This window comes from Fundidesulfovibrio agrisoli (assembly GCF_022808715.1).
Taxonomy (GTDB): domain Bacteria; phylum Desulfobacterota; class Desulfovibrionia; order Desulfovibrionales; family Desulfovibrionaceae; genus Fundidesulfovibrio; species Fundidesulfovibrio agrisoli.
The window spans coordinates 293,533-313,994 of the sequence record NZ_JAKZKX010000001.1; the positions used below are offsets into that span (position 1 = coordinate 293,533).

A 20,462-nucleotide genomic window follows, 5' to 3' on the forward strand; every position below is an offset into this window, starting at 1 on the left:
TCGCATGGATTCGATGGACGCATTAGGCATGATCGAGACACGGGGGCTGACCGCGCTCATCGAGGCGGCGGACGCCATGGTCAAGGCGGCGAGGGTGCAGCTGGTGGGCTACCAGCAGATCGGCGGCGGCCTGGTGACCGCCCTGGTGCGCGGCGACGTTGCCGCCTGCAAGGCCGCCACCGACGCCGGGGCCGCCGCGGCCAAGCGCGTGGGCGAGGTGATCGCGGTGCATGTGATCCCGCGTCCCCACGGCGACCTGGAAGACATCTTCCCCCTGAAGCGCAAATAGCGGGCCGGAGCGGGGGACAGCATGGGCATGCCACCTGCCAGCGGCGCAGCGCGGGCGCTGCTCGACGCGGTCCGCGGGGCCGGTGTCGTAGGCGAGGGCGGGGCCGGGTTCCCGGCCCACGTCAAGTACGACACGCGCGCGGGCGTGGTCATCGCCAACGGCTGCGAATGCGAGCCCCTGCTTTACACGGACCAGCACCTGATGCGCACCCGCGCGGGGGAGATAACCCGTGCGCTCAGGGAGGTCATGGCCGCCGTGGGCGCACAGCGCGGCGTGGTGGCCATCAAGGCCAAGTACGCGGACGTGGCCCGGGCCCTGGAAGGCCCCTGCGCAAGTGCGGGGCTGGAGTTGGCCCGGTTGGACAACTTCTATCCCGCCGGGGACGAGCACATCCTGGTGCACGAGGTCACAGGCAGGACCATCCCGCCCCTGGGCCTGCCCAAGGACGTGGACGCCCTGGTGGCCAACGTGGGCACCCTGGCCTCGGTGAGCCAGGCCCTGGACGGGCTGCCGGTCACGCGCAAGACGCTCACTGTCACGGGCGAGGTGGCCCGCCCCTGCGTGCTGGAGGCCCCGCTCGGCACCAGCCTGGCCGAGATACTGGACTTCTGCGGCGGCCCCGTCGCGGCCGACCCCGTGTTCCTGCTGGGCGGCCCCATGATGGGCCGCTTCCTGGAGGACCGCGCGGCCCTGGCCGAGGCGGTGGTCACCAAGACCACGGGCGGGCTGATCGTGCTGCCGCGCGGCCACTTCCTGCACGAGGCCGCCACGCTCACGCCCGAGGTCATGCGCAAGAGGGCGGCCACAGCCTGCATCCAGTGCCGCTACTGTACGGACCTCTGCCCCAGGTATCTGGTGGGCCACTCCTTTGAGACCCACCGGGTCATGAAGGCCTTTGGAGCGGGCGCAGGAATCGGGGCGGAGGCGGCCCAGGGCGCACAGCAGGCCCTGCTCTGCTGCGAGTGCGGGGTCTGCGAGCTGTTCAGCTGCCCCATGCGGCTCTCGCCCCGGCGCATCAACGCCCTGTTCAAGGCTGCCTTCCGGGAGCGCGGCGTGGGCTACCAGCGCCCGCGCGAGGTGCGCCCCGCGCAGGCCGAGCTGAGACCCTTCCGCAAGATACCGGCCTCGCGCCTGGCCTCCAAGACCGGCCTAGCCCCCTACATGGACATCCACCCGGAGTTCGCGGGCCTGTTCACGCCCGGCGAGGTGCGCATCCCCCTGCGCCAGCACATCGGCGCCCCGGCCGTTGCCGTGGTCGCGCCCGGCGACAGGGTGGCCGTGGGCGACCTGCTGGGCGAAATCCCCGAGGGCGCGCTGGGCGCCCGCATCCACGCATCCATCGGCGGGGTGGTCACGGAAACCGGCGCATCCGTCGTGGTCAAAGGAGCCTGAAGTGAAGCCGAATCTCCAGGCCGTGGGCATGATCGAGTTCAACTCCATCGCGGCGGGCATCGAGGCGGCCGACGCCATGCTCAAGGCGGCCAGCGTCTCGCCGCTTCTGATGAAGACCATCTGCCCGGGCAAGTTCGTAGCCTCGGTGCACGCGGACGTGGCCTCGGTGCGGGCCTCGGTGGAGGCCGGGCTGGCCATGGGCGCGGACTCGGCGGTGGACCATTTCGTGATCCCGAACATCGCCCCGGAGGTGGTTCTGGCCCTGTCCTGCGCTGTGGAGATCGCCCACGGCTCCGCGCTGGGGGTCATCGAGACCTTCTCGGCGGCCTCGGCCATCGTGGCGGCGGACACCGCCGTGAAGGCCGCCGGGGTGCACCTGCTGGAGGTGCGCCTGGCCATGGGCCTGGGCGGCAAGGCCCTGTGCCTGTTCACCGGCTCCGTGGCGGAGGTGCAGGCCTCGGCCTCGGCCGGATCGGCGGCCGTGTCGGCCTCGGGGCTGCTGGTGCGCAGCGTGGTCATCCCCGGGCTGTCCCCCGAACTTCTGCCCTACATCATGTGAGGAGGCTGCCCGTGGCATCCGAAGAACGCGAGAGTTTGAACGGCGACGCCCTGGGGTTCGTGGAGACCTTCGGGCTGATCGCCGCCGTGGAAGTGGCCGACGCCATGGGCAAGGCTGCCAGGGTGCGGGTGAAGTCCGTGTGCAACGCGGACGCCGGGCTCCTGTGTGTGGTCTGCGAGGGCGACCTCGCGGCCTGCCGGGCTGCGGTGGACGCGGGCCGGGCCTCGGCAGAGCGCCTGGGGGGCTACGTGACCAGCAACCTCATCGCCCGGCCCTGGGACGACACAGGGGCGCTGATCACCCGGCATGTGGGCTCCATGTTCAGGCAGGCCGCGAAGCAGGCCTCATCCGGGAAAACCGCGAAGCAGGCCCCGGCCGGGAAGGGCAAACCCAGGGGCAAGGCGCGCTAGGGCCGGGGACAGCCAGACATCCCCCGCGCAGCGACATCAACCCAGCAAGGAGAACGACCATGGACGCACTGGGCATGATCGAGACCAAGGGCATGACCGCGCTCATCGAGGCGGCCGACGCCATGACCAAGGCCGCCCGCGTGGAGCTGGTGGGTTACGAGCGCATCGGCGGCGGCTACGTCACCGCCCTGGTGCGCGGCGACGTGGCCGCCTGCAAGGCCGCCACCGACGCCGGGGCCGCCGCCGCGCAGCGCGTGGGCGAGGTGGTCGCCGTGCACGTGATCCCCCGTCCCCACGGCGACCTCGAGGGCATCTTCCCCATAACCCGGAAATAACCAGGCAAGCAGCCGGGTTCGCCCCGGCGCGCGGGAGAAATCGCATGGAACTGGGCAAGGTGGTCGGACAGGTGGTGTCCACGGTGCGCGATCCGGGTTTGCCGAACCTGACGTTCCTGCTGGTGGACGTGATGGACGCCCAGGGCAACGTCACCCGGCCCGCCCAGGTGGCGGCGGACGTGCTGGGGGCGGGCGAGGGCGAGGTGGTGCTGCTGGTCCGGGGCAGTTCGGCCCGGATGGTGGTGGACGCCAAAACACCGCTGGACCTCTCGGTCATCGGCATCGTGGACCAGGTCTGCTCGCGCGATAGAATGTTCTACAAAAAGTAATTCCTTCTGAAGGCGGTGGCCATGCGCAGCGAAGAGATAGAACAAATTGTCGACGAGGTGCTCAGGCAGCTCGGCCGGACAGCGGCGGCCGTGGAGCCCCGCGCCCCGGCCCAGGGCGACTGGGGCGTGTTCGAGCGCCTGGAGGACGCGGTGGCCGCGGCCGAGGCGGCCCACCTGCGCCTGGACTCCCTGGCCCTGCGCGAGCGCGTGGTGCTGGCCGTGCGCCGCGCCGCCCGCTCCAACGCGCGGCGCCTGGCGGAGATGGCCGTGGACGAGACCGGCATGGGCCGCATCGAGGACAAGGTCAAAAAGAACCTTCTGGTGGCGGACCGCACCCCCGGCCCCGAGATTCTCTCGCCCAGCGCCATCACCGGCGACATGGGCCTGACCCTGGTGGAGAACGCGGCCTGGGGCGTGATCGCCTCGGTGACGCCCTCCACCAACCCGGCGGCCACCGTCATCAACAACTCCATCAGCATGATCTCGGGCGGCAACGCCGTGGTCTTCGCCCCGCATCCCGGGGCCAAGCGCACCACGCAGGAGGCCATCCGGATACTCAACCGGGCCGTGCACGAGGAAACCGGGATCGGCAACCTGATGACTTGCGTCAAGGAGCCCACCATCGACGCCGCGCGCCAGCTGTTCACTTGGCCGGGCATCGACCTGCTGGTGGTGACCGGGGGCGAGGCCGTGGTCGAGGCGGCCCGCAAGACCACCAACAAGCGCCTGATCGCCGCCGGGGCGGGCAACCCCCCCGTGGTGGTGGACGAGACGGCGGACCTGGCCCGCGCGGCCAAGGGCATCTACGACGGGGCCTCCTTCGACAACAACATCGTCTGCGCCGACGAGAAGGAGATCATCGTGGTTGAGGCCGTGGCCGAGGGCCTCAAGCGCGAACTTGCCGGCGTGGGCGCGGTGGAGATCACCCGGGAGCAGGCCGAGGCCGTGGCCCGGGCCGTGATGCTCGACCACCCCGGCCCCAAGTGCCGCCCCAACCCCAAGTGGGTGGGCCGCGACGCGGCGGAGCTGGCCAGGGCCGGAGGCTTCTCCGTGCCGGATTCCTGCCGCCTGCTGTTCGTGGACGTGGGCCGGGAGGTGGACCACGTGTTCGCCCGCGTGGAGCAGATGATGCCGCTCTTGCCGCTGCTACGCGCCCGGGACTTCGCCGAGGCCGTGGAGTGGTCCATGCTGCTGGAGCGGGGCCTGCGGCACACGGCGGGCATGTACTCCCGGGACATCGAGCACATGGACGTCCTGGCCAGGCGCATGAACACCAGCCTGTTCGTGAAGAACGGGCCCCATGTGGCTGGCCTGGGCGCGGGCGGCGAGGGCTGGACCTCCATGACCATCTCCACCCCCACCGGCGAGGGCGTCACCAACGCCCGGACCTTCGTGCGCCTGCGCCGCTGCACGCTGGTGGGCAGCTTCAGGATCGTGTGAGCCATGACTCTCGACTGGGACCAGCTCCAGGCGCGCCTTGACGCCGCCGCCGCCATCCTGAACCGGGAGGAGCCGGTCACGGTGAGCGGCCCCCTGAGCGTGGGCGTGGACCTGGGCACCGCCGACGTGGTGCTCATGGTGCTGGACGCCTCCGGGGAGCCGGTGGCCGCGTTCCTGGAGTGGGCCGAGGTGGTGCGCGACGGCGTGGTGGTGGACTACATGGGCGCGGTGGACATCGTGCGCGACATGGTCACCAAGGCCCGCAAGCGCACCGGGATGGAGATCAGCCACGCCTCCACGTCCTTCCCGCCCGGCACCGATCCCAGGCTGTCCACCAACATCCTGGAGGCGGCCTGGCTGGAGGTCACGGCGGTGCGCGACGAGCCCAGCTGCGTGGCCGAGCTGCTGCGGCTGGACGAAGCCGCCGTGGTGGACATCGGCGGCGGCACAACCGGCACGGCCGTGGTCCATGACGGGCGCGTGGTGTTCAGCGCAGACGAGCCCACCGGAGGCAGGCACCTGAGTCTGGTGCTGGCCGGACACTACGGGGTGGACTTCGAGGAGGCCGAGCGGATCAAGCGCGAGCCCGAGGCCCACGACGTGCTGAACCTGGTCCGCCCGACCCTGCAGCGCATCGGGGACATCGTGGCCGGGCACATCCGGGGCCACCAGGTGGGGCGCATCATCCTTTCGGGCGGCACCTGCTGCCTGCCGGGCGCGGCCGGGGTGCTGGAGGCCGAACTGGGCCTGCCCGTCACCCTGCCGAGCCAGCCGCTGCTGCTCACGCCCCTGGCCATCGCCTCGCTGCAAACCGCGCCCGCCGGGCGCCCCGACACCCGCAAAACCACAAGGGGTTGAGACAATGAAGGTCATCGACTTCCGCTTCAGGCCCAACACCCAGCAGACCATCTCCGGCATCCAGAACAGCAAGATGTTCAAGGGGTTGTGCGAATCCATCGACTTCTCCAGGATGAAGCCCCAGACCGTGGAGGAGGTTGTGGCCGACCTGGACCGCCACGGCGTGGTGCGGGCCGTGATCACCGGGCGCGACTGCGAGACCACCTACGGGGCAAAGTCCAACAACGACAGCGTGATCAAGTTCGTGAAGAAGTTTCCGGACAAGTTCTTCGGCTTCGTGGGGCTCGACCCGCACAAGGGCATGGCCGCCGTGTACGAGCTGCGCGCCGCCGTGAACGACCTGGGCATGCGCGGCGCCGCCGTGGACCCCTACCTGGCCCAGATCTACGCCAACGACGCCAAATACTATCCCATCTACGCCAAGTGCTGCGAGTTGGAGGTGCCCATCGTGTTCACCACCGGCCCGGCCACCCTGGTGCCCGGTGCCATCATCGACCACGTGGCCCCGCGCTACATCGACTTCGTGGCCCGCGACTTCCCGGAGCTGAAGATCATCATCAGCCACGGCGGCTACCCCTGGGTCAACGAGGCGATCATCGTGGCCCAGCGCAACCGAAACGTGTACATCGAGCTTTCGGAATACGAGTTCTCGCCCATGTCCGAGGCATACGTGCAGGCCGCCAACACCATGATCGGGGACAAGATCCTCTACGCCAGCGCCCACCCCTTCGTGGACTTCCGGGAGGCGCTCAAGACCTACGAGAGCCTGAATTTCAAGCCCGAGGTGCGCCGCAAGATCATGCACGACAACGCGGCCAGGCTCCTGGGGCTGAAGACCGAGCCGGCGGCCCCCGCCGTGGATGCCGACAACACCCGGGACATGGTCGCGGACATCGTGCGCGAGGTCCTGGCCCGGCTGAAGGCATGACCGGCCTGGCCCGGCGCTTGATGAACCATTGCCGCGCCCCGGGCGGCTCACAAGGACGCATCCGATGTTCTCTCTGGCGGCGATAGCCTTTTTCGTGGGGGTGCTCATAGGCACCGTGGGGATCGGCGGAATCCTGCTCATTCCTGCCATCGCCGCCTTCACGGGCATGGACACGCACGAGGCCATGGCCACCGCGCTCTTCAGCTTCATCTTCACCGCGGTCATCGGCACCTACATGTTCCACCGCAAGGGCAGCATCGACTGGCTCATCGCCATGCCCATCTGCGCCGGAGCCTTGGTCTTCGGTTACCTGGGCGCGCTGGTGAACTCGCGGGTCAACGTGCTCTGGCTGAACACGGCCCTGGCCCTGGTGATCATCTTCGCCGGGGCCTACGTGCTCAAACCGGCCTCCGGGTCCGGGCCGTTCGCCTTCGACCGCCGCTCCCCCATGCACCTTGCGCTGCTTGGGAGCATCGGCGCGGTGGTGGGGTTCATCTCCGGCCTGACCGGAGTGGGCGGGCCGGTGCTCTCGGTGCCGATCATGGTGGTGCTGGGCTTCGCCCCCATCACGGCCGTTGCCACCGGACAGGTGATCCAGGTGGCGGCGGCGGGCTCGGGCACCGTGGGCAACCTCATCCACGGGATCATCGATTTCGGGGCCGCGTCCTGGCTGACCGTGGTGCAACTGGCCGGGCTGATCATAGGCATCCGCTTCGCGCACTCCATCAGGAGTAGGCACCTGCGCACGCTGGTCGCGGTGGTCTGCATCGGGGTGGGCGGATTCCTGCTGGCGCGCTCCCTTGGGCAGATTGTGATGTTTGGTTGATTGGCCCCAAGGCTCAAGTGGATGACTGCTGAGCCCAATGCTATGAGGCAGGGAGGAAAGTCGGCGGGGGATGATGCTCGATGAGCCGATGTCGGTGCAAATCAACGCCGAAACTCATGCCGCATGGCAAAATCTTCGAAAGTGTCCGTGTGGGAAGAATCCCACACCATTGAAAAAGGGGCTTAGGACCATTGTCCTAAACCCCTGTTTTCTTGGTGCGCCCGACAGGATTTGAACCTGTGGCCTACGGATTCGTAGTCCGGCGCTCTATCCGCTGAGCTACGGGCGCGTCGTCGAGAAAGGCGTTCTAAAGAAACACCCCCCTTACGTCAAGCACGAATCTGAATTTTTTAAAAATTTATGAAAACGGAATGCTCAGGGTCTTTCAAAAACAAGCACCAGCGAGGCTTGAGCCGGATTATCCGGATGTCTTCCTGAGAGAGCAGCCCCTCCAGGTGCGGGTGCCGGGCGAGCAGGGCGCTCGCTATCTCCGCCTGCTCGGCCTGTCCGGCCACGTTCACCTGGTCGCCGCCGATGGTCAGCGCCTTGGTGGGGCCCTCGCCGCCGTTGCCCCTGTCGTCGAGGAGCAGGGCCATTCTGGGGTTGGCCAGCAGGTTGGCCCACTTCCTGGTTCTGGCGGAAGTGGCCATATGGATGTATTCCAGGTCCGGGCGCACCGCGTAGGCCATCAGCGAGGCGTGCGGGACGTCCTGGAAGCTGGTGGCCAGCACGCCGTGGCTGTTCTCCAGTATCATGGCGGATATCTCTTCGGGTATTGGTGGCATGTGCTCCTCCTGGGGGCGGCATCCGGGCCATAAACACACTATCAGCCCCATGAAAAGCCTACAAGACAAGCTTGAACACACCCTGGACCTGTTGCGCTCCATAAAGGACGCCCACCCGCCCGGCGAGGCCGCTCTGGCCTGGACCGGCGGAAAGGATTCCACCGCCCTGCTGGCCCTCTGGAGAGAGGCCGCGCCGCAGCACACCCTGGCCATCAACATCGACACCGGCTGCAAGTTCCCCGAGGTGCTGGCCTTCCGGGACCGCATGGCCAGCGAGTGGGGCGTGCGGCTGTACATCGCCAGGCCCCTGCCCGAGGATTGCCCCGCGCAGATCGCGGCGGACAAGATCGCCTGCTGCCGCGCCATGAAGGTCGCACCGCTGCGCCGCGCCCTGGCCGAGCTCGGCGTGCGCGCGCTGCTCACCGGGGTGCGCGCCGACGAGAACCCCGAGCGCGCCCACATGCGGGAAAGGGAGGAGCGCGAGGGCTACGTGCAGTACAACCCCCTGCTGGACTGGACCGAGATGGATGTCTGGGCCTTCACCGTGGCGCGCGGGCTGCCCTATTGCGAGCTCTACGACCGGGGCTACCGTTCGCTCGGCTGCGTGCCCTGCACCCTGCCATCCGGGGCCGGGCAGGGGGAGCGGGGCGGGCGCGACAGCGAGAAGGAGGCCCGCATGGCCGAGCTGCACGCCCTGGGATATTTCTGATTCCGCGGGAATATTTCCGCCTGTCGCGGCGATTGGCTTTGCCGGGGAAATCGGCTAGGCTTCCCGCCTCCATGAACGCAGAGACACCATCCCCCATCGTGCGCCGCGAGACGCGCGCCATCCGCCTGGGCGACATGCTCATCGGCGGGGGCAACCCCATCCGCGTCCAGTCCATGACCAACACGGACACCCGCGACGTCCAGGCCAGCATCGCCCAGGTGCGCGCCCTGGCCGATGCCGGGTGCGAGATCGTGCGCCTGGCCGTGCTGGACGAGGACGCCGCCCGCGCGCTCAAGGCGATCAAGGCGGCCTCGCCCGTGCCCCTCATCGCGGACATCCACTTCGACCACCGCCTTGCCCTGGCCTCGCTGGAGGCGGGCGTGGACGGCCTGCGCATCAACCCCGGCAACATCGGCGGACAGGACAAGGTGGCCGCCGTGGTGCGCGCCGCCAAGGACGCGGGCGCGCCCATCCGCATCGGGGTCAACTCAGGCTCGGTGGAGCGGCACCTGCTGGAGAAGTTCGGCGGCCCCACGCCCGAGGCCATGGTGGAGAGCGCCCTGGGCCACGTGCGCATGCTGGAGGACGAGAACTTCGACCAGATCAAGATTTCGCTGAAATCCTCCTCCGTGCCCGCCACCATCGCGGCCTATTCGCGCCTGGCGGACGTGGTGGACTACCCCCTGCACATCGGCATCACCGAGGCCGGAACCCCGCTGCGCGGGGCCGCCAAGTCCGGCGTTGGGCTGGGCATCCTGCTTTGGATGGGCATCGGCGACACGCTGCGCGTCTCGCTCACGGGCGACCCCCTGCCGGAAATGGACGTGGCCTGGGAGCTGCTGCGCTGCCTGGGAATCCGCAAACACGGGGCGGAGATGGTCTCCTGCCCGACCTGCGGGCGCACCGAGATCGACCTGGCCGGACTGGCCCAGGCCGTGGAGCATAAGCTGCGCGGCGTGAAGGTGCCCGTGAAGGTTGCGGTGATGGGCTGCGTGGTCAACGGTCCCGGAGAGGCCCGCGAGGCCGACATCGGGCTGGCTGGCGGCCGCGACTGCGCCGTGATCTTCCGCAAGGGCGAGGTGGTGCGTAAGGTTCGCGGGGAGGCCAACGTGCTGACCGAATTCATGAATGAACTTGACCAGATAATCCAGGAGTTTGAAAACAGATGCGCCTGAGCCGCTACTACGCCCCCACCCTGAAGGAAGACCCCGCCGACGCCGAAGTCGTCAGCCACAAGCTGATGCTGCGCGCCGGCATGATCCGCAAGCTGACCTCGGGCATCTACACGTTCCTGCCCCTGGGCCTGCGCTCCCTGAACAAGGCCGCGCGCATCGTGCGCGAGGAGATGGACCGCGCCGGAGCCCTGGAGATCCTCATGCCCGGCGTCCAGCCCGCCGACCTCTGGCAGGAGACGGGCCGCTGGGAGGTCTACGGCAAGGAGCTGCTGCGCTTCAAGGACCGCCACGACCGCGACTACTGCCTCGGGCCCACGCACGAGGAGGTCGTCACGGACCTCATCCGCCACGAGGTGCGCTCCTACCGCCAGCTGCCCCTGAACCTCTATCAGGTGCAGTTCAAGTTCCGCGACGAGATCCGCCCCCGCTTCGGGCTCATGCGCGGGCGCGAGTTCCTCATGAAGGACGCCTACTCCTTCGACCGCGACGAGGAGGGCGCCAACGCCAGCTACAAGGCCATGTACGAGGCCTACTGCCGCATCTTCACCCGCCTGGGCCTTCAGTTCCGCGCCGTGGAGGCCGACACCGGCTCCATCGGCGGCAACTATTCGCATGAGTTCATGGTGCTGGCCGACACCGGCGAGGATACCATCGCCGCCTGCATGGCCTGCGAGTACGGCGCCAACCTGGAGAAGGCCGAGGCCGTCTCACCCGAGTGCGCCAAGCCCGCCGTGTGCGCCGCCTACGAGCAGGTGCCCACCCCGGGCGCGCACACCGTGGAGGAGGTCGCCAAGTTCCTGGGTGTGGAGCCCTCCCAGGTGGTCAAGACGCTGCTCTTCGACGTTGACGGCGAGCCCGTGGCCGCCCTGGTCCGCGGCGACCGCGAGCTCAACGACGTGAAGCTCAAGAACGCACTGAACGCCACCAACGTCGCCCTGGCCACGTCCGAGCAGGTCCAGGCCTGGACCAAGGCCCCCGTGGGATTCGCCGGGCCGGTGGGCCTTGGCGTGAAGACCGTGCTGGCCGACCGCGAGCTGGCCTGGGGCACGGACTGGGTGGTTGGCGCCAACGCCGCCGACGCGCACCTCAAGCACGTGGACCTGGACCGCGACGCCACCCTGACCCGCTACGCGGACCTGCGCTCCGTCACCGAGGGCGACCCCTGCCCCAAGTGCGGCAAGCCCCTCTCCCTGACCAAGGGCATCGAGGTCGGCCACGTCTTCAAGCTGGGCTACAAGTATTCCGAGGCCATGAAGGCCACCTTCCTGGACGAGCAGGGCAAGGACCGCATCATCTTCATGGGCTGTTACGGCATCGGCGTCTCCCGCGTGGTGGCCGCCTGCATCGAGCAGAACCACGACGGCGGCGGCATCGCCTTCCCGCCCGCCCTGGCTCCCTTCGAGGCGGCAGTGCTCTGCCTGGACACCAAGGGCGAGCCCCTGGCCAAGGCCGAGGAGCTGTACGCCTGGCTGAACGCCCAGGGCATCGAGGCCGTGCTGGACGACCGCGACGAGCGCCCGGGCGTCAAGTTCAAGGACGCGGACCTCATCGGCTACCCCATGCAGATCGTCATCGGCGGCAAGGGCCTGGGCCGCGGCGTGGTCGAAGTCAAGGACCGGCGCACCGGCGAGAAGGCCGAGCTGCCCGTGGAGGGCTTCCAGGAGGCCTTCACGACCTGGCGCGGAAAGGTAGCCGAGGGCTGGGCCGGACGCTAACGTCCCAATTTTGAAAAACAAGTACTTGTTTTTCAAAATTTAATTCTATGGTTTTCCCGTGTAGTGCGCTGGAACCATGCGGACGAATATCGCGGACGCTACACTAGAGGAAGTACCGGCAGCCTGATGCAGCACATCTTCCGCGTCGCAGAGATCACCCGCGCCCTCAAGGACGTGGTGGAAGGGCAGTTCCCCTTCGTGTGGGTCAAGGGCCAGGTGTCCAACCTGGCCCGGCCCGCCTCGGGGCACGTCTACTTCTCGCTCAAGGACGAGGAAGCCCTGCTGAACGTGGTCTGGTTCAAGGGCAGCCAGCGCGGCGTGGCCCTGGGCGAGGCGGAGCGCTACGACCCGCTGACCGGCGAGGTTCTCGAAGGCGACGGCGGGTCGGGTTGGCTGGCCGACGGTATGGAGGTGCTCTGCGCTGGGCGGCTCACCGTGTACGCCCCGCGCGGGGCCTACCAACTGGTGGCCGAATACGTGCAGGACATGGGCCTGGGCAAGCTGGCCCTGGAGTTCGAGGCCTTAAAGCGCAAGCTGCAGGAGGCCGGGTATTTCGCGCAGGAGCGCAAGCGCCCCCTGCCGCACAACCCGGTACGTGTGGCCGTGGTCACCGCCGCGACCGGCGCCGCCATACAGGACTTCCTGCGCGTGGGTTCGGCCCGGGGCACCGGCTGCGAGATACGCATCCACCCGGTGCTGGTGCAGGGCGAGGCCGCGCCGGGGCAGATCGGGGCGGCGCTGGACGCCGCAGGGTCAGACGGCTGGGCCCAGGTGACGGTGCTCATCCGGGGCGGCGGCTCCCTGGAGGATCTCTGGGCCTTCAACACCGAGCCCGTGGCCCACGCGGTCTATCGCAGCCCCATCCCTGTGCTTTGCGGCGTGGGGCACGAGGTGGACGTGACCATCGCGGACCTGGTGGCGGACGTGCGCGCCGCCACCCCCAGCCACGCGGCCCAGGTGCTCTGGCCGGAGCGGGCTGTGCTGGCCCAACGTGCGGACGAGTTGGAAACCGCGCTCACCCGTGCCTTCGGGCGACGTTTGCAAGCCGCCGGGGACAGGCTCGGCACGCTGGAGAAGGCCCTGGCCTGGCTTTCCCCGCGCGGACGGGTGGAGCGCATGGGCGAGAAGCTGGACGATCTTTCCATGCGCCTACTGCGTGCGGGCGCGGGCCTGCCGCTGCGCCGTGGCGAAGCCCTCGATGGGCTCGAGCGCAGGCTTTGGGCCTTCGGCGCGCCCAGGCTGGCCGGCTTCGAGGGCAGGCTTGAGTCCCTGCGCCAGCGGCTGGCCGCCGTGGGGCAGAGAAGCCTTGAGCGCGCGGACTCGCGGCTCACGCTCCTGGAGGCTCACCTTCGCGGTCTGGACCCCGAACTGCCTTTGGAACGAGGGTATTCCCTGGTGCGCAGGGCGGACGGCAGCTTCCTGCGCAGCACGGCCGACGCGCACCCCGGCGACGCCCTGGAAATCCGGGTGCGCGACGGATCGGTGGCCGCGCGGGTCACCGGCGTGCACAGGCGGGAGCCATGATCCGGGCCGCGCGACTGATTGCGGCTCCGGCTCTGGCGTTGCTCTTGTCGCTGCTTTTGATCTTGGCGCTGTCCGCAGGCTCGGCTCTGGCGGCAACGCAGACCAAAGGGGGCCTCAGCGTCACAGCCCCGGACGAGGTGGCCGAGGGCCATCCCTTCCTGGTGGATATCCGCGCGGCTGGCGCGGCCAAATCCGTCGTAGTGGAGTGGCTGGGCAAGAGGGCGGAAATTTCGCTTGTGCGCGAGGGCGGGGCGTCCCGCGCGCAGGTGCTGCTGGGGGCCGGGCTCGGCCTGGCCCCGGGTGAGCACGTCGTGACGGTCGCCTCCGATGGGGGGCGGGACCAGGTCGCGTGCGCGGTGCGCGTCGCGCCCGGGGTGTTCCCGGAGCAGCGCCTCACCCTGCCGCCGAAGATGGTCACTCCCTCCAAGGAGGACCAGGCCCGCATCAAGCGCGAGCAGGAGCTGGTGGCCCAGGCCGTGGCCGTGGCCTCGCCCGTGCGCCTCTGGAGCCTGCCCCTGCTTCGGCCCGTGCCCGGCGAGGTCACCAGCGCCTTCGGCCTGCGCCGCATCCTCAACGGCCAGCCCCGCAGCTCACACTCCGGGCTGGACCTGGACGGCTTCAAGGGCGAGCCCGTGCTGGCGGCCGGACAGGGCAGGGTGGCCCTCGTGGGCGACTTCTACTACAACGGGAAGTCCGTGTTCCTGGATCACGGGAACGGGGTGTTCTCCATGTACTTCCACTTGAGCGGCATCGGCGTGGCCGAAGGCCAGCGGGTGGAGCGCGGCCAGGAAATCGGCCGGGTGGGCGCAACTGGGCGCGCCACGGGGCCGCACCTGCATTTCGGCTTGAAGATTCTGGGCCAGAACGTGGACCCCACCTCCCTTTTCGAGGCGGGCGTCACGTCCGGCGGCGGCTCCAAGGGGGGCTCATGAGCGTCGACAAGAACAGTTTCGAGAACAATATCGAGCGGCTGCAGCGTATCGTTGAGCAGCTCGAATCCGGCGAGCCCGCCCTGGAGAAGGGCGTGGACCTCTACAAGGAAGGCATGGCCCTGGCGGCCGCCTGCCGCAAGCAGTTGGACAAGGCCCGTCTGACGGTCAACAAGGTGACCCCCGAGGGGGTCGTGCCTTTCACGCCCGGGGACGGCGAGGAGAATTGATGTGATTACCGTCAAGAACAGACTCAAGGACTACGCTCGCGAGGTGGAGGGCTACCTGCGCTCCTCGCTGAAGGGCAAGGGGATACCCGCCGGATTGCTGGAGGCCATGGAATACAGCCTGCTCGCCGGCGGCAAGCGCCTGCGCCCGGTGCTGTGCCTGTGCTTCGCGCGCATGATGGGCGCGCCCGCCCACGCCGCGCTGCCTTTCGCGGCCTCCTTCGAGTTCATCCACACCTATTCGCTCATCCACGACGACCTGCCGGCCATGGACGACGACGACCTGCGCCGGGGCCGCCCCTCCAACCACAAGGTGTTCGGGGAGGCCATGGCCATCCTGGCGGGCGACGCCCTGCTCACCGAGGCCTTCACCCTCATGACCGCCAGCTGCGGCGACATCCCGGCGGACCGGGTCATGCAGGCCACCGCCACCCTGGCCCGCGCGGCGGGCGCGGCGGGCATGGTCGGCGGCCAGGCCCTGGACATGGCCTACACCGCCAAGGCCGGGGTCAGCCTGGAGGAGCTGCGCGAGATGCAGGCCCTCAAGACCGGCGCGCTCATCACCGCCGCCTGCGTCTGCGGAGCCCAGCTTGCCGGGGCCGACGCCCACGGCGTGGAGCGGGCCAGAGCCTACGGGCAGTCCGTGGGGGCCGCCTTCCAGATCGTGGACGACGTGCTGGATGTGGTGGGCGACGAAAGCACCCTGGGCAAGCCCGTGGGCTCCGACGAACAGCAGGGCAAGACCACCTATCCTTCGCTCATCGGCGTGGAACGCAGCATGGACCTGGCCCGCAGGCACGCGGCCCACGCCGTGGAGAGCCTGGCCCTGTTCAGCGGCGAGGAGGCCGATTTCCTCAAGGATCTGGCGCGCTACATAGTGGACCGGGTCTCCTGAACGGGAGCCGGGCCGGATGGCCGAGCCGGGCGGCAGGCATCGAAGCCGCCGCATGTAGGGAGAAGAGAGGTATAATGTCGCAGTTCCTGGAACGTCCGCTGGAAGTGTTGCCGCGCATAAACGCCCCGTCCGACGTGGCGGCCCTCACCCAGGAGGAGCTCGCCCTGCTCGCGGAGGACCTGCGCGAGGTCATCATCTCCACGGTGTCGCATAACGGCGGCCACCTAGCCCCATCGCTGGGCGTGGTGGAGCTGACCCTGGCCATGCTCAGCGTCTTCGACCCCGCACGCGACAAGTTCGTCTGGGACGTGGGACACCAGGCCTACGCCTACAAGCTGCTCACCGGCCGCAAGGACACCTTCCACACCCTGCGCACCATGGGCGGTGTCAGCGGCTTCCCGCGCATGGCCGAGAGCCCCTTCGACCACTTCGGCACCGGCCACTCCAGCACCTCCATCTCCGCCGCCTCGGGCCTGGCCATGGCCCGCGACCTGCTGGGCCAGAAGCACAAGGTGCTGGCCGTGATCGGCGACGGCTCCATGACCGCCGGCCTGGCCTACGAGGGCCTGAACCAGGCCGGCGGCGACGACCGGGACCTGGTGGTGGTGCTCAACGACAACAAGATGTCCATCTCCAAGAACGTGGGCGCGCTCTCGCTGTTTCTCTCGCGCAAGCTCTCCAACCGCTGGATCGTGCGCGCCAAGCGCGAGTTCGAGTCCGTGGCCAGGCACCTGCCCTACGGCCAGGAGATGGTGGAGATCGTCAAGCGCGGCGAGGAATCCTTCAAGGGGTTCTTCACCCCGGGAATGCTCTTCGAGGCCTTCCACTTCAACTACCTGGGCCCCATCGACGGGCACGACCTGCCCAAGCTCACCTCCGTCTTCAAGGAGGTGCGCGAGATGAGCGGCCCGGTGCTGGTGCACGTGCTCACTCAGAAGGGGCGCGGCTACAGCCCGGCGGAGCGCAACCCCACCTACTACCACGGCGTGGGCTCCTTCGAGCCGGAAACGGGCGAGATCATCAAGCTTTCCGCCTCCAAGCTGCCCAGCTACACCGATGTCTTCGGACACACCCTGTGCTGCCTCGCGGAGAAGGACCCGCGCATCGTGGCCATCACCGCCGCCATGCCCGAGGGCACGGGCCTGGCCCGCTTCGCCCAGCTCTATCCCGAGCGCTTCGTGGACGTGGGCATCTGCGAACAGCACGCCGTGACCTTCGCGGCGGGGCTGGCCACCCAGGGGCTCAAGCCCGTCGTGGCCATCTATTCCACCTTCCTGCAGCGCAGCTACGACCAGATCGTGCACGACGTCTGCCTGCAGAACCTCCCCGTGACCCTCTGCCTGGACCGGGGGGGTCTCGTGGGCGAGGACGGAGCAACCCACCACGGCGTGTTCGACCTCTCCTTCCTGCGCCACATCCCCAACCTGGTGCTCATGGCTCCCATGGACGAGGCCGAGCTGCAGCGCATGCTGGCCACCGCCATGAAGCACGACGGCCCCGTGGCCATCCGCTATCTGCGCGGCGTCGGCGTGGGCAGCGCCCGCGAGGGCGAGCCCGCAGCGCTGCCCATCGGCGAGGGCGAACTGCTGCGCGACGGCAAGGACGCGGTGATCGTGGCCATCGGCAGCCGGGTGCTCCCCGCGCTGCAGGCCGCCATCGAGCTGGAGGCCGAAGAGGGACTGAGCGTGGCCGTGTACAACGCGCGCTTCGTCAAGCCGCTGCCCGCCGCCGACCTCGCGGCTCTGGCCGGGCGCTTCAAGGCCATGCTCACCGTGGAGGAGAACGCCCTCCAGGGTGGGTTCGGTTCCGCCGTGCTGGAGTGCCTGGCCGACGCTGACGCCCTCTCCGGGCTTACGGTGAAGCGCCTGGGCATCCCGGATCATTTCGTGGAGCACGGTCCCCAGAAAGTTCTGCGGGAAATGCTGGGCATCGCCAAGGGCGGCATCAAGGCCGCCGCGCTGGAGCTCGCCCGGGGCTGAGGCCCACGCGGCGCATAAAAATCGTAAGGGCCGTTTCCGCTGGTGCGGAAACGGCCCTTGTTCATTGGCGCGGCCCTGGGTTGGAAGGCCGCGCCGCCGGAGGTGTATCGGGTTTGCCTGCCGGGAGCGGGGCTACTTGCCGGCGGGCACGGCCAGCCTGCGGGCGTAGCGCTCTGCCAGGATGGAGCAGGCGAAGAGCTGGAGCTGGTGGTAGAACATGATGGGCAGCACGATCAGGCCCAGGGCCGGGTGCGCGCCGAAGAGCATCTTGGCCATGGGCACGCCCGAGGCCAGGGTCTTCTTGGAGCCGCACATCACGGCGGTGATGCGGTCCTCGGTGCAGAAGCCCAGGCGCGCGGCGATGAAGGTGGTGCTGGTCAGCACGATGGCCAGGATCAGCGCCGCCCCCGCGAATGCGAAGCCCAGCGTGCCCACGCCGTAGTCGGTCCACAGCCCGGAGACCACCGAGTCGCAGAAGGAGCTGAACACCAGGAGCAGGATCACGCACTTGTCGAAGGGGTTGATGGTCTTCTTGTGCTTGTCGAACCAGGTGCCCAGCAAGGGGCGCAGGCCCTGGCCGATCAGGAAGGGCAGCAGGAGCAGGGTGGCGATCTTGAAGATGGCCTGGCCAAGGGGGATGCCCTCGCCGCTGGCGCCGGTGACGAAGCTGATGAGCAGCGGAGTCAGGAACACGCCCAGAAGGCTCGAAAGGGTGGCGTTGAAGATGGCCCCGGGCACGTTGCCTTTGGCGATGCCGGTCATGGCCACCGAGGAGGAGATGGTGGAGGGCAGGGCGCAGAGGTAGAAGAAGCCCAGCAGCAACGCCGGGGGCAAAAGCTTGCCGAACGCCGCGTCCAGCGCCAGCCAGAGCAGCGGGAACATGGCGAAGGTCATGAGCTGCACGGTGAGGTGCAGCTTCCAGCGGGACATGCCTGCCCACATCTTCTCGGTGGAGAGACCCAGGCCGTGCAACAGGAACACGGCGCAGATGCCCCAGTCCGCCAGCTTGTCGGCGTGTATCGCGCCGCCGGTCTTGCCGATCCAGGGGAACAGGGTGGCCAGCACCACGGCGCTGATCATCCCAACCAGAAACCAGTCCTTCGCCATCTTGCGCAAAGCCTTGCCGATCATGACGCATTCTCCTTTCGCGGCCATACGCCGCAAGAGGGGTCTACGCTTTGACAGGGCTGTGCGATATCGATAGAAATCCAACTTATGTCGCCAAACGGACAAATTTTCACCGAACGCGAGCTCCCCGCGCTGGTCCACCTGCCCAGGCCGGTGTTCGTGCGCCTGGAGATACTGCCCGCAGGGTCGCGCACGCGCGTGCACAGCCACCCCTGGGGGCAGTTCACCTACGCCTCCAAGGGCGTGCTGGAGGTGAGCACGGCCACGGGCAGCCACGTGGCCCCGCCGGACAGGGCCGTGTGGATACCCCCGGACACGCGGCACAGCGTCACCAATTCGTCCGAGGCCGAGATGCGCTCGCTCTATGTCGATGCTTCGGCCGTGGCCGAACCGTTCCTGGGGAAGTGCAAGGTGCTGGAGGTGACGCCGCTCATGCGCGAGCTGCTCCAGGCCGTGTCGCGCATCCCGGCGGAGTATCCGGGGGAGGGGCCGGAAGCCCGGCTTGTGGCGGTGCTCCTGGATCAGATGGAGGGCCTGCCCGAGGTGGACTTCTCCCTTCCGTTCCCTTCCGACGAGCGCCTCCGCAAGGTCTGCCAGGCCCTCAAGGATCACCCCGACGACAAGCGCACCCGCGCCCAACTGGCCCACGAGGCCGGGATCTCCGACAAGACGCTCATCCGCCTGTTCCAGCGGGAGACGGGCCTCTCCTTCCGGGACTGGCGGCAGCGGCTGCGGCTGCTGCTTTCGCTCACGGCCCTGGCCGGGGGGCAGAGCGTCACCGCCGTGGCCCTGGACGCGGGGTACGAGTCCACCTCGGCCTTCATCGCGGCGTTCAGGAAGCGCTTCGGCAGAACGCCGGGCGAGTTCTTCCAGCGCGCGGATTCCTGATCGCCGATGATGCCGGGCCAAGCCCGCCATGCCGCTTCGCGTCCCAATTGATTCGGTGTGCGAAATGCCTGTGGGGATTAGCCCTTTTCAAATACGCAGAATCCGCTATGGAAAAGCCAGTGCGGTTCGCAAAGCGCACTCCCAACGCAACAACAGCAAGGAGCGCCGTATGTCCGTGAAGAAGATCCTGATGCTCGTCGGCGATTTCGTCGAGGACTACGAGGCCATGGTGCCTTTCCAGATGCTGCAGATGGTGGGGCATGACGTTCATGCCGTGTGCCCGGGCAAGAAGGCCGGAGACACGGTGAAGACGGCGGTGCACGACTTCGAGGGCGACCAGACCTACTCGGAGAAGCCCGGGCACAGGTTCGCCATCAACCACGATTTCGACGCGGTCGACCCTGCGGACTATGACGGCCTGGTGATCCCCGGAGGCCGCGCCCCGGAGTACATCCGGCTCAACCCCAGGGTTCTGGAGATCGTCCGCCACTTCAGCGCGGCGGAAAAACCCATCGCCGCCGTGTGCCACGGTAATCCCCCCAATAAAAGGTTGTTCTGAAAAGTAGAATTTTCTCGTAAACCCAGGCGAGGAGATTTTACATGAAGACGTCCCGCTACTCCGACAGTCAGATCCTGAGCATCCTGAAGCAAGCCGAAAACGGCATCGCCGTGCCGGAACTTTGCCGCGAACACGGCATGAGCAGCGCCACGTTCTACAAGTGGCGGGCGAAATACGGTGGCATGGACGCTTCCCTCATGGCTCGGATGAAGGAGCTTGAGGAGGAGAATCGCCGACTCAAGCGCATGTACGCTGAAGCCCAGATGAAGGCCGATGTTCTCCGGGAGGCGCTCGGAAAAAAGTAGCAAGGCCATCTCGCCGCCGTGAGATGGCCAAAGACGCCGTGAAGGGAAAGGCCCTGACCATCAGGCAAGCCTGCGCGGCGTTTGGCATCAGTCAGACGTGTTACCGGTATGAGCCCAAGCTGTCTGACGAGAACGAATTCGTGGCCGACTGGTTGGTGAGGCTGACTGCCAACCATCGCAACTGGGGCTTCGGGCTCTGCTTCCTGTATCTGCGTAACGTGAAAGGATACGGCTGGAACCACAAACGTGTGTACAGGATTTATTGTGAGCTGGAACTG

The 20,462-nt window shown here is 68.1% G+C and carries 21 protein-coding genes, 1 tRNA gene and 2 pseudogenes; 21 read left to right on the forward strand and 3 right to left on the reverse strand.

Annotation, left to right across the window (positions count from 1 at the left end):
• Nucleotides 1–4: 4 nt before the first annotated feature.
• The 10 genes from eutM (MLE27_RS01325) to MLE27_RS01370 all read left to right on the forward strand — a co-directional run bounded on the left by eutM (MLE27_RS01325) (nt 5) and on the right by MLE27_RS01370 (nt 7,366).
• Nucleotides 5–289 carry an ethanolamine utilization microcompartment protein EutM gene (eutM, locus tag MLE27_RS01325; RefSeq protein ID WP_336605592.1) on the forward strand — a complete coding sequence of 95 codons (285 nt, stop codon included), beginning with the start codon at nt 5–7 and terminating at the stop codon, nt 287–289.
• A 21-nt stretch (nt 290–310) separates the two neighbouring features.
• Complete coding sequence (locus MLE27_RS01330) at nt 311–1,681, forward strand: 4Fe-4S dicluster domain-containing protein (protein WP_243310051.1); 1,371 nt, start codon at nt 311–313, stop codon at nt 1,679–1,681.
• Between the two features lies 1 nt (nt 1,682).
• Nucleotides 1,683–2,240: a BMC domain-containing protein gene (locus MLE27_RS01335; protein ID WP_243310052.1), complete on the forward strand. Its 558-nt coding sequence runs from the start codon at nt 1,683–1,685 to the stop codon at nt 2,238–2,240.
• 11 nt (nt 2,241–2,251) lie between these two features.
• The gene (locus MLE27_RS01340) at nt 2,252–2,650 is read left to right on the forward strand and encodes a BMC domain-containing protein (protein ID WP_243310053.1); all 399 of its coding nucleotides are present in this window, start codon (nt 2,252–2,254) and stop codon (nt 2,648–2,650) included.
• Nucleotides 2,651–2,709: 59 nt separating this feature from the next.
• Complete coding sequence (gene eutM, locus MLE27_RS01345; protein WP_243310054.1) at nt 2,710–2,985, forward strand: ethanolamine utilization microcompartment protein EutM; 276 nt, start codon at nt 2,710–2,712, stop codon at nt 2,983–2,985.
• 44 nt (nt 2,986–3,029) lie between these two features.
• Nucleotides 3,030–3,314, forward strand: a complete 285-nt coding sequence (locus tag MLE27_RS01350; protein ID WP_243310055.1) for a EutN/CcmL family microcompartment protein — start codon at nt 3,030–3,032, stop codon at nt 3,312–3,314.
• A 21-nt stretch (nt 3,315–3,335) separates the two neighbouring features.
• Nucleotides 3,336–4,754: an aldehyde dehydrogenase family protein gene (locus MLE27_RS01355; protein WP_243310056.1), complete on the forward strand. Its 1,419-nt coding sequence runs from the start codon at nt 3,336–3,338 to the stop codon at nt 4,752–4,754.
• 3 nt (nt 4,755–4,757) lie between these two features.
• Nucleotides 4,758–5,612: an ethanolamine utilization protein EutJ gene (gene eutJ, locus MLE27_RS01360; RefSeq protein WP_243310057.1), complete on the forward strand. Its 855-nt coding sequence runs from the start codon at nt 4,758–4,760 to the stop codon at nt 5,610–5,612.
• 4 nt (nt 5,613–5,616) lie between these two features.
• A complete protein-coding gene (locus MLE27_RS01365; RefSeq protein WP_243310058.1) occupies nt 5,617–6,540 on the forward strand; it encodes an amidohydrolase family protein in 924 nt (307 codons plus the stop codon).
• A gap of 64 nt (nt 6,541–6,604) precedes the next feature.
• Nucleotides 6,605–7,366: a sulfite exporter TauE/SafE family protein gene (locus MLE27_RS01370; protein WP_243310059.1), complete on the forward strand. Its 762-nt coding sequence runs from the start codon at nt 6,605–6,607 to the stop codon at nt 7,364–7,366.
• A gap of 213 nt (nt 7,367–7,579) precedes the next feature.
• Here MLE27_RS01370 and MLE27_RS01375 read toward each other — a convergent pair.
• Both MLE27_RS01375 and MLE27_RS01380 read right to left on the reverse strand, forming a co-directional pair.
• Nucleotides 7,580–7,655 (reverse strand) — tRNA-Arg (locus tag MLE27_RS01375).
• A 61-nt stretch (nt 7,656–7,716) separates the two neighbouring features.
• The gene (locus tag MLE27_RS01380; RefSeq protein WP_243310060.1) at nt 7,717–8,151 is read right to left on the reverse strand and encodes a pyridoxamine 5'-phosphate oxidase family protein; all 435 of its coding nucleotides are present in this window, start codon (nt 8,149–8,151) and stop codon (nt 7,717–7,719) included.
• Nucleotides 8,152–8,200: 49 nt separating this feature from the next.
• Here MLE27_RS01380 and MLE27_RS01385 point away from each other — a divergent pair, with 49 nt between their 5' ends.
• The 8 genes from MLE27_RS01385 (at nt 8,201) to dxs (ending at nt 17,304) form a co-directional block, all read left to right on the forward strand.
• Complete coding sequence (locus MLE27_RS01385) at nt 8,201–8,860, forward strand: phosphoadenosine phosphosulfate reductase family protein (protein WP_243310061.1); 660 nt, start codon at nt 8,201–8,203, stop codon at nt 8,858–8,860.
• Between the two features lie 71 nt (nt 8,861–8,931).
• The gene (ispG, locus tag MLE27_RS01390) at nt 8,932–10,035 is read left to right on the forward strand and encodes a flavodoxin-dependent (E)-4-hydroxy-3-methylbut-2-enyl-diphosphate synthase (protein WP_243310062.1); all 1,104 of its coding nucleotides are present in this window, start codon (nt 8,932–8,934) and stop codon (nt 10,033–10,035) included.
• Nucleotides 10,026–11,750: a proline--tRNA ligase gene (locus MLE27_RS01395; protein ID WP_243310063.1), complete on the forward strand. Its 1,725-nt coding sequence runs from the start codon at nt 10,026–10,028 to the stop codon at nt 11,748–11,750. Before ispG ends, MLE27_RS01395 begins: the two co-directional genes overlap by 10 nt.
• Before the next feature lie 126 nt (nt 11,751–11,876).
• Entirely contained in the window at nt 11,877–13,274 is a 1,398-nt protein-coding gene (xseA, locus tag MLE27_RS01400) for an exodeoxyribonuclease VII large subunit (RefSeq protein WP_243310064.1), read from the forward strand.
• Complete coding sequence (locus MLE27_RS01405) at nt 13,271–14,206, forward strand: M23 family metallopeptidase (protein WP_243310065.1); 936 nt, start codon at nt 13,271–13,273, stop codon at nt 14,204–14,206. Before xseA ends, MLE27_RS01405 begins: the two co-directional genes overlap by 4 nt.
• Entirely contained in the window at nt 14,203–14,433 is a 231-nt protein-coding gene (gene xseB, locus MLE27_RS01410; protein ID WP_243310066.1) for an exodeoxyribonuclease VII small subunit, read from the forward strand. Before MLE27_RS01405 ends, xseB begins: the two co-directional genes overlap by 4 nt.
• A gap of 4 nt (nt 14,434–14,437) precedes the next feature.
• Complete coding sequence (locus tag MLE27_RS01415) at nt 14,438–15,325, forward strand: polyprenyl synthetase family protein (RefSeq protein ID WP_243310080.1); 888 nt, start codon at nt 14,438–14,440, stop codon at nt 15,323–15,325.
• 74 nt (nt 15,326–15,399) lie between these two features.
• Nucleotides 15,400–17,304: a 1-deoxy-D-xylulose-5-phosphate synthase gene (dxs, locus tag MLE27_RS01420; protein WP_243310067.1), complete on the forward strand. Its 1,905-nt coding sequence runs from the start codon at nt 15,400–15,402 to the stop codon at nt 17,302–17,304.
• A gap of 132 nt (nt 17,305–17,436) precedes the next feature.
• Here dxs and MLE27_RS01425 read toward each other — a convergent pair whose 3' ends face one another.
• Nucleotides 17,437–18,435 (reverse strand): bile acid:sodium symporter family protein, encoded by a 999-nt coding sequence (locus MLE27_RS01425; RefSeq protein WP_243310068.1) that lies wholly within the window; start codon nt 18,433–18,435, stop codon nt 17,437–17,439.
• An 84-nt stretch (nt 18,436–18,519) separates the two neighbouring features.
• Here MLE27_RS01425 and MLE27_RS01430 point away from each other — a divergent pair, with 84 nt between their 5' ends.
• The 3 genes and pseudogenes from MLE27_RS01430 to MLE27_RS01440 form a co-directional block, all read left to right on the forward strand.
• Complete coding sequence (locus MLE27_RS01430; protein WP_243310069.1) at nt 18,520–19,320, forward strand: AraC family transcriptional regulator; 801 nt, start codon at nt 18,520–18,522, stop codon at nt 19,318–19,320.
• Nucleotides 19,321–19,489: 169 nt separating this feature from the next.
• Nucleotides 19,490–19,852 (forward strand): annotated as a pseudogene (locus MLE27_RS01435) (DJ-1/PfpI family protein); the annotation flags it as partial.
• A 68-nt stretch (nt 19,853–19,920) separates the two neighbouring features.
• Nucleotides 19,921–20,462: pseudogene (locus tag MLE27_RS01440) on the forward strand (transposase); the annotation flags it as partial.

Excerpts from the sequence above, each read along its gene's own strand:
- xseB (WP_243310066.1), top strand. The coding sequence starts at position 14,203 with ATGAGCGTCGACAAGAACAGTTTCGAGAACAATATCGAGCGGCTGCAG.
- MLE27_RS01425 (WP_243310068.1), bottom strand. The coding sequence starts at position 18,435 with ATGATCGGCAAGGCTTTGCGCAAGATGGCGAAGGACTGGTTTCTGGTT.
- MLE27_RS01385 (WP_243310061.1), top strand. The coding sequence starts at position 8,201 with ATGAAAAGCCTACAAGACAAGCTTGAACACACCCTGGACCTGTTGCGC.
- MLE27_RS01430 (WP_243310069.1), top strand. The coding sequence starts at position 18,520 with ATGTCGCCAAACGGACAAATTTTCACCGAACGCGAGCTCCCCGCGCTG.
- xseA (WP_243310064.1), top strand. The coding sequence starts at position 11,877 with ATGCAGCACATCTTCCGCGTCGCAGAGATCACCCGCGCCCTCAAGGAC.
- eutJ (WP_243310057.1), top strand. The coding sequence starts at position 4,758 with ATGACTCTCGACTGGGACCAGCTCCAGGCGCGCCTTGACGCCGCCGCC.
- eutM (WP_243310054.1), top strand. The coding sequence starts at position 2,710 with ATGGACGCACTGGGCATGATCGAGACCAAGGGCATGACCGCGCTCATC.
- dxs (WP_243310067.1), top strand. The coding sequence starts at position 15,400 with ATGTCGCAGTTCCTGGAACGTCCGCTGGAAGTGTTGCCGCGCATAAAC.
- eutM (WP_336605592.1), top strand. The coding sequence starts at position 5 with ATGGATTCGATGGACGCATTAGGCATGATCGAGACACGGGGGCTGACC.
- MLE27_RS01370 (WP_243310059.1), top strand. The coding sequence starts at position 6,605 with ATGTTCTCTCTGGCGGCGATAGCCTTTTTCGTGGGGGTGCTCATAGGC.
- MLE27_RS01365 (WP_243310058.1), top strand. The coding sequence starts at position 5,617 with ATGAAGGTCATCGACTTCCGCTTCAGGCCCAACACCCAGCAGACCATC.
- MLE27_RS01380 (WP_243310060.1), bottom strand. The coding sequence starts at position 8,151 with ATGCCACCAATACCCGAAGAGATATCCGCCATGATACTGGAGAACAGC.
- MLE27_RS01355 (WP_243310056.1), top strand. The coding sequence starts at position 3,336 with ATGCGCAGCGAAGAGATAGAACAAATTGTCGACGAGGTGCTCAGGCAG.
- MLE27_RS01350 (WP_243310055.1), top strand. The coding sequence starts at position 3,030 with ATGGAACTGGGCAAGGTGGTCGGACAGGTGGTGTCCACGGTGCGCGAT.
- MLE27_RS01405 (WP_243310065.1), top strand. The coding sequence starts at position 13,271 with ATGATCCGGGCCGCGCGACTGATTGCGGCTCCGGCTCTGGCGTTGCTC.
- MLE27_RS01395 (WP_243310063.1), top strand. The coding sequence starts at position 10,026 with ATGCGCCTGAGCCGCTACTACGCCCCCACCCTGAAGGAAGACCCCGCC.
- MLE27_RS01330 (WP_243310051.1), top strand. The coding sequence starts at position 311 with ATGGGCATGCCACCTGCCAGCGGCGCAGCGCGGGCGCTGCTCGACGCG.
- ispG (WP_243310062.1), top strand. The coding sequence starts at position 8,932 with ATGAACGCAGAGACACCATCCCCCATCGTGCGCCGCGAGACGCGCGCC.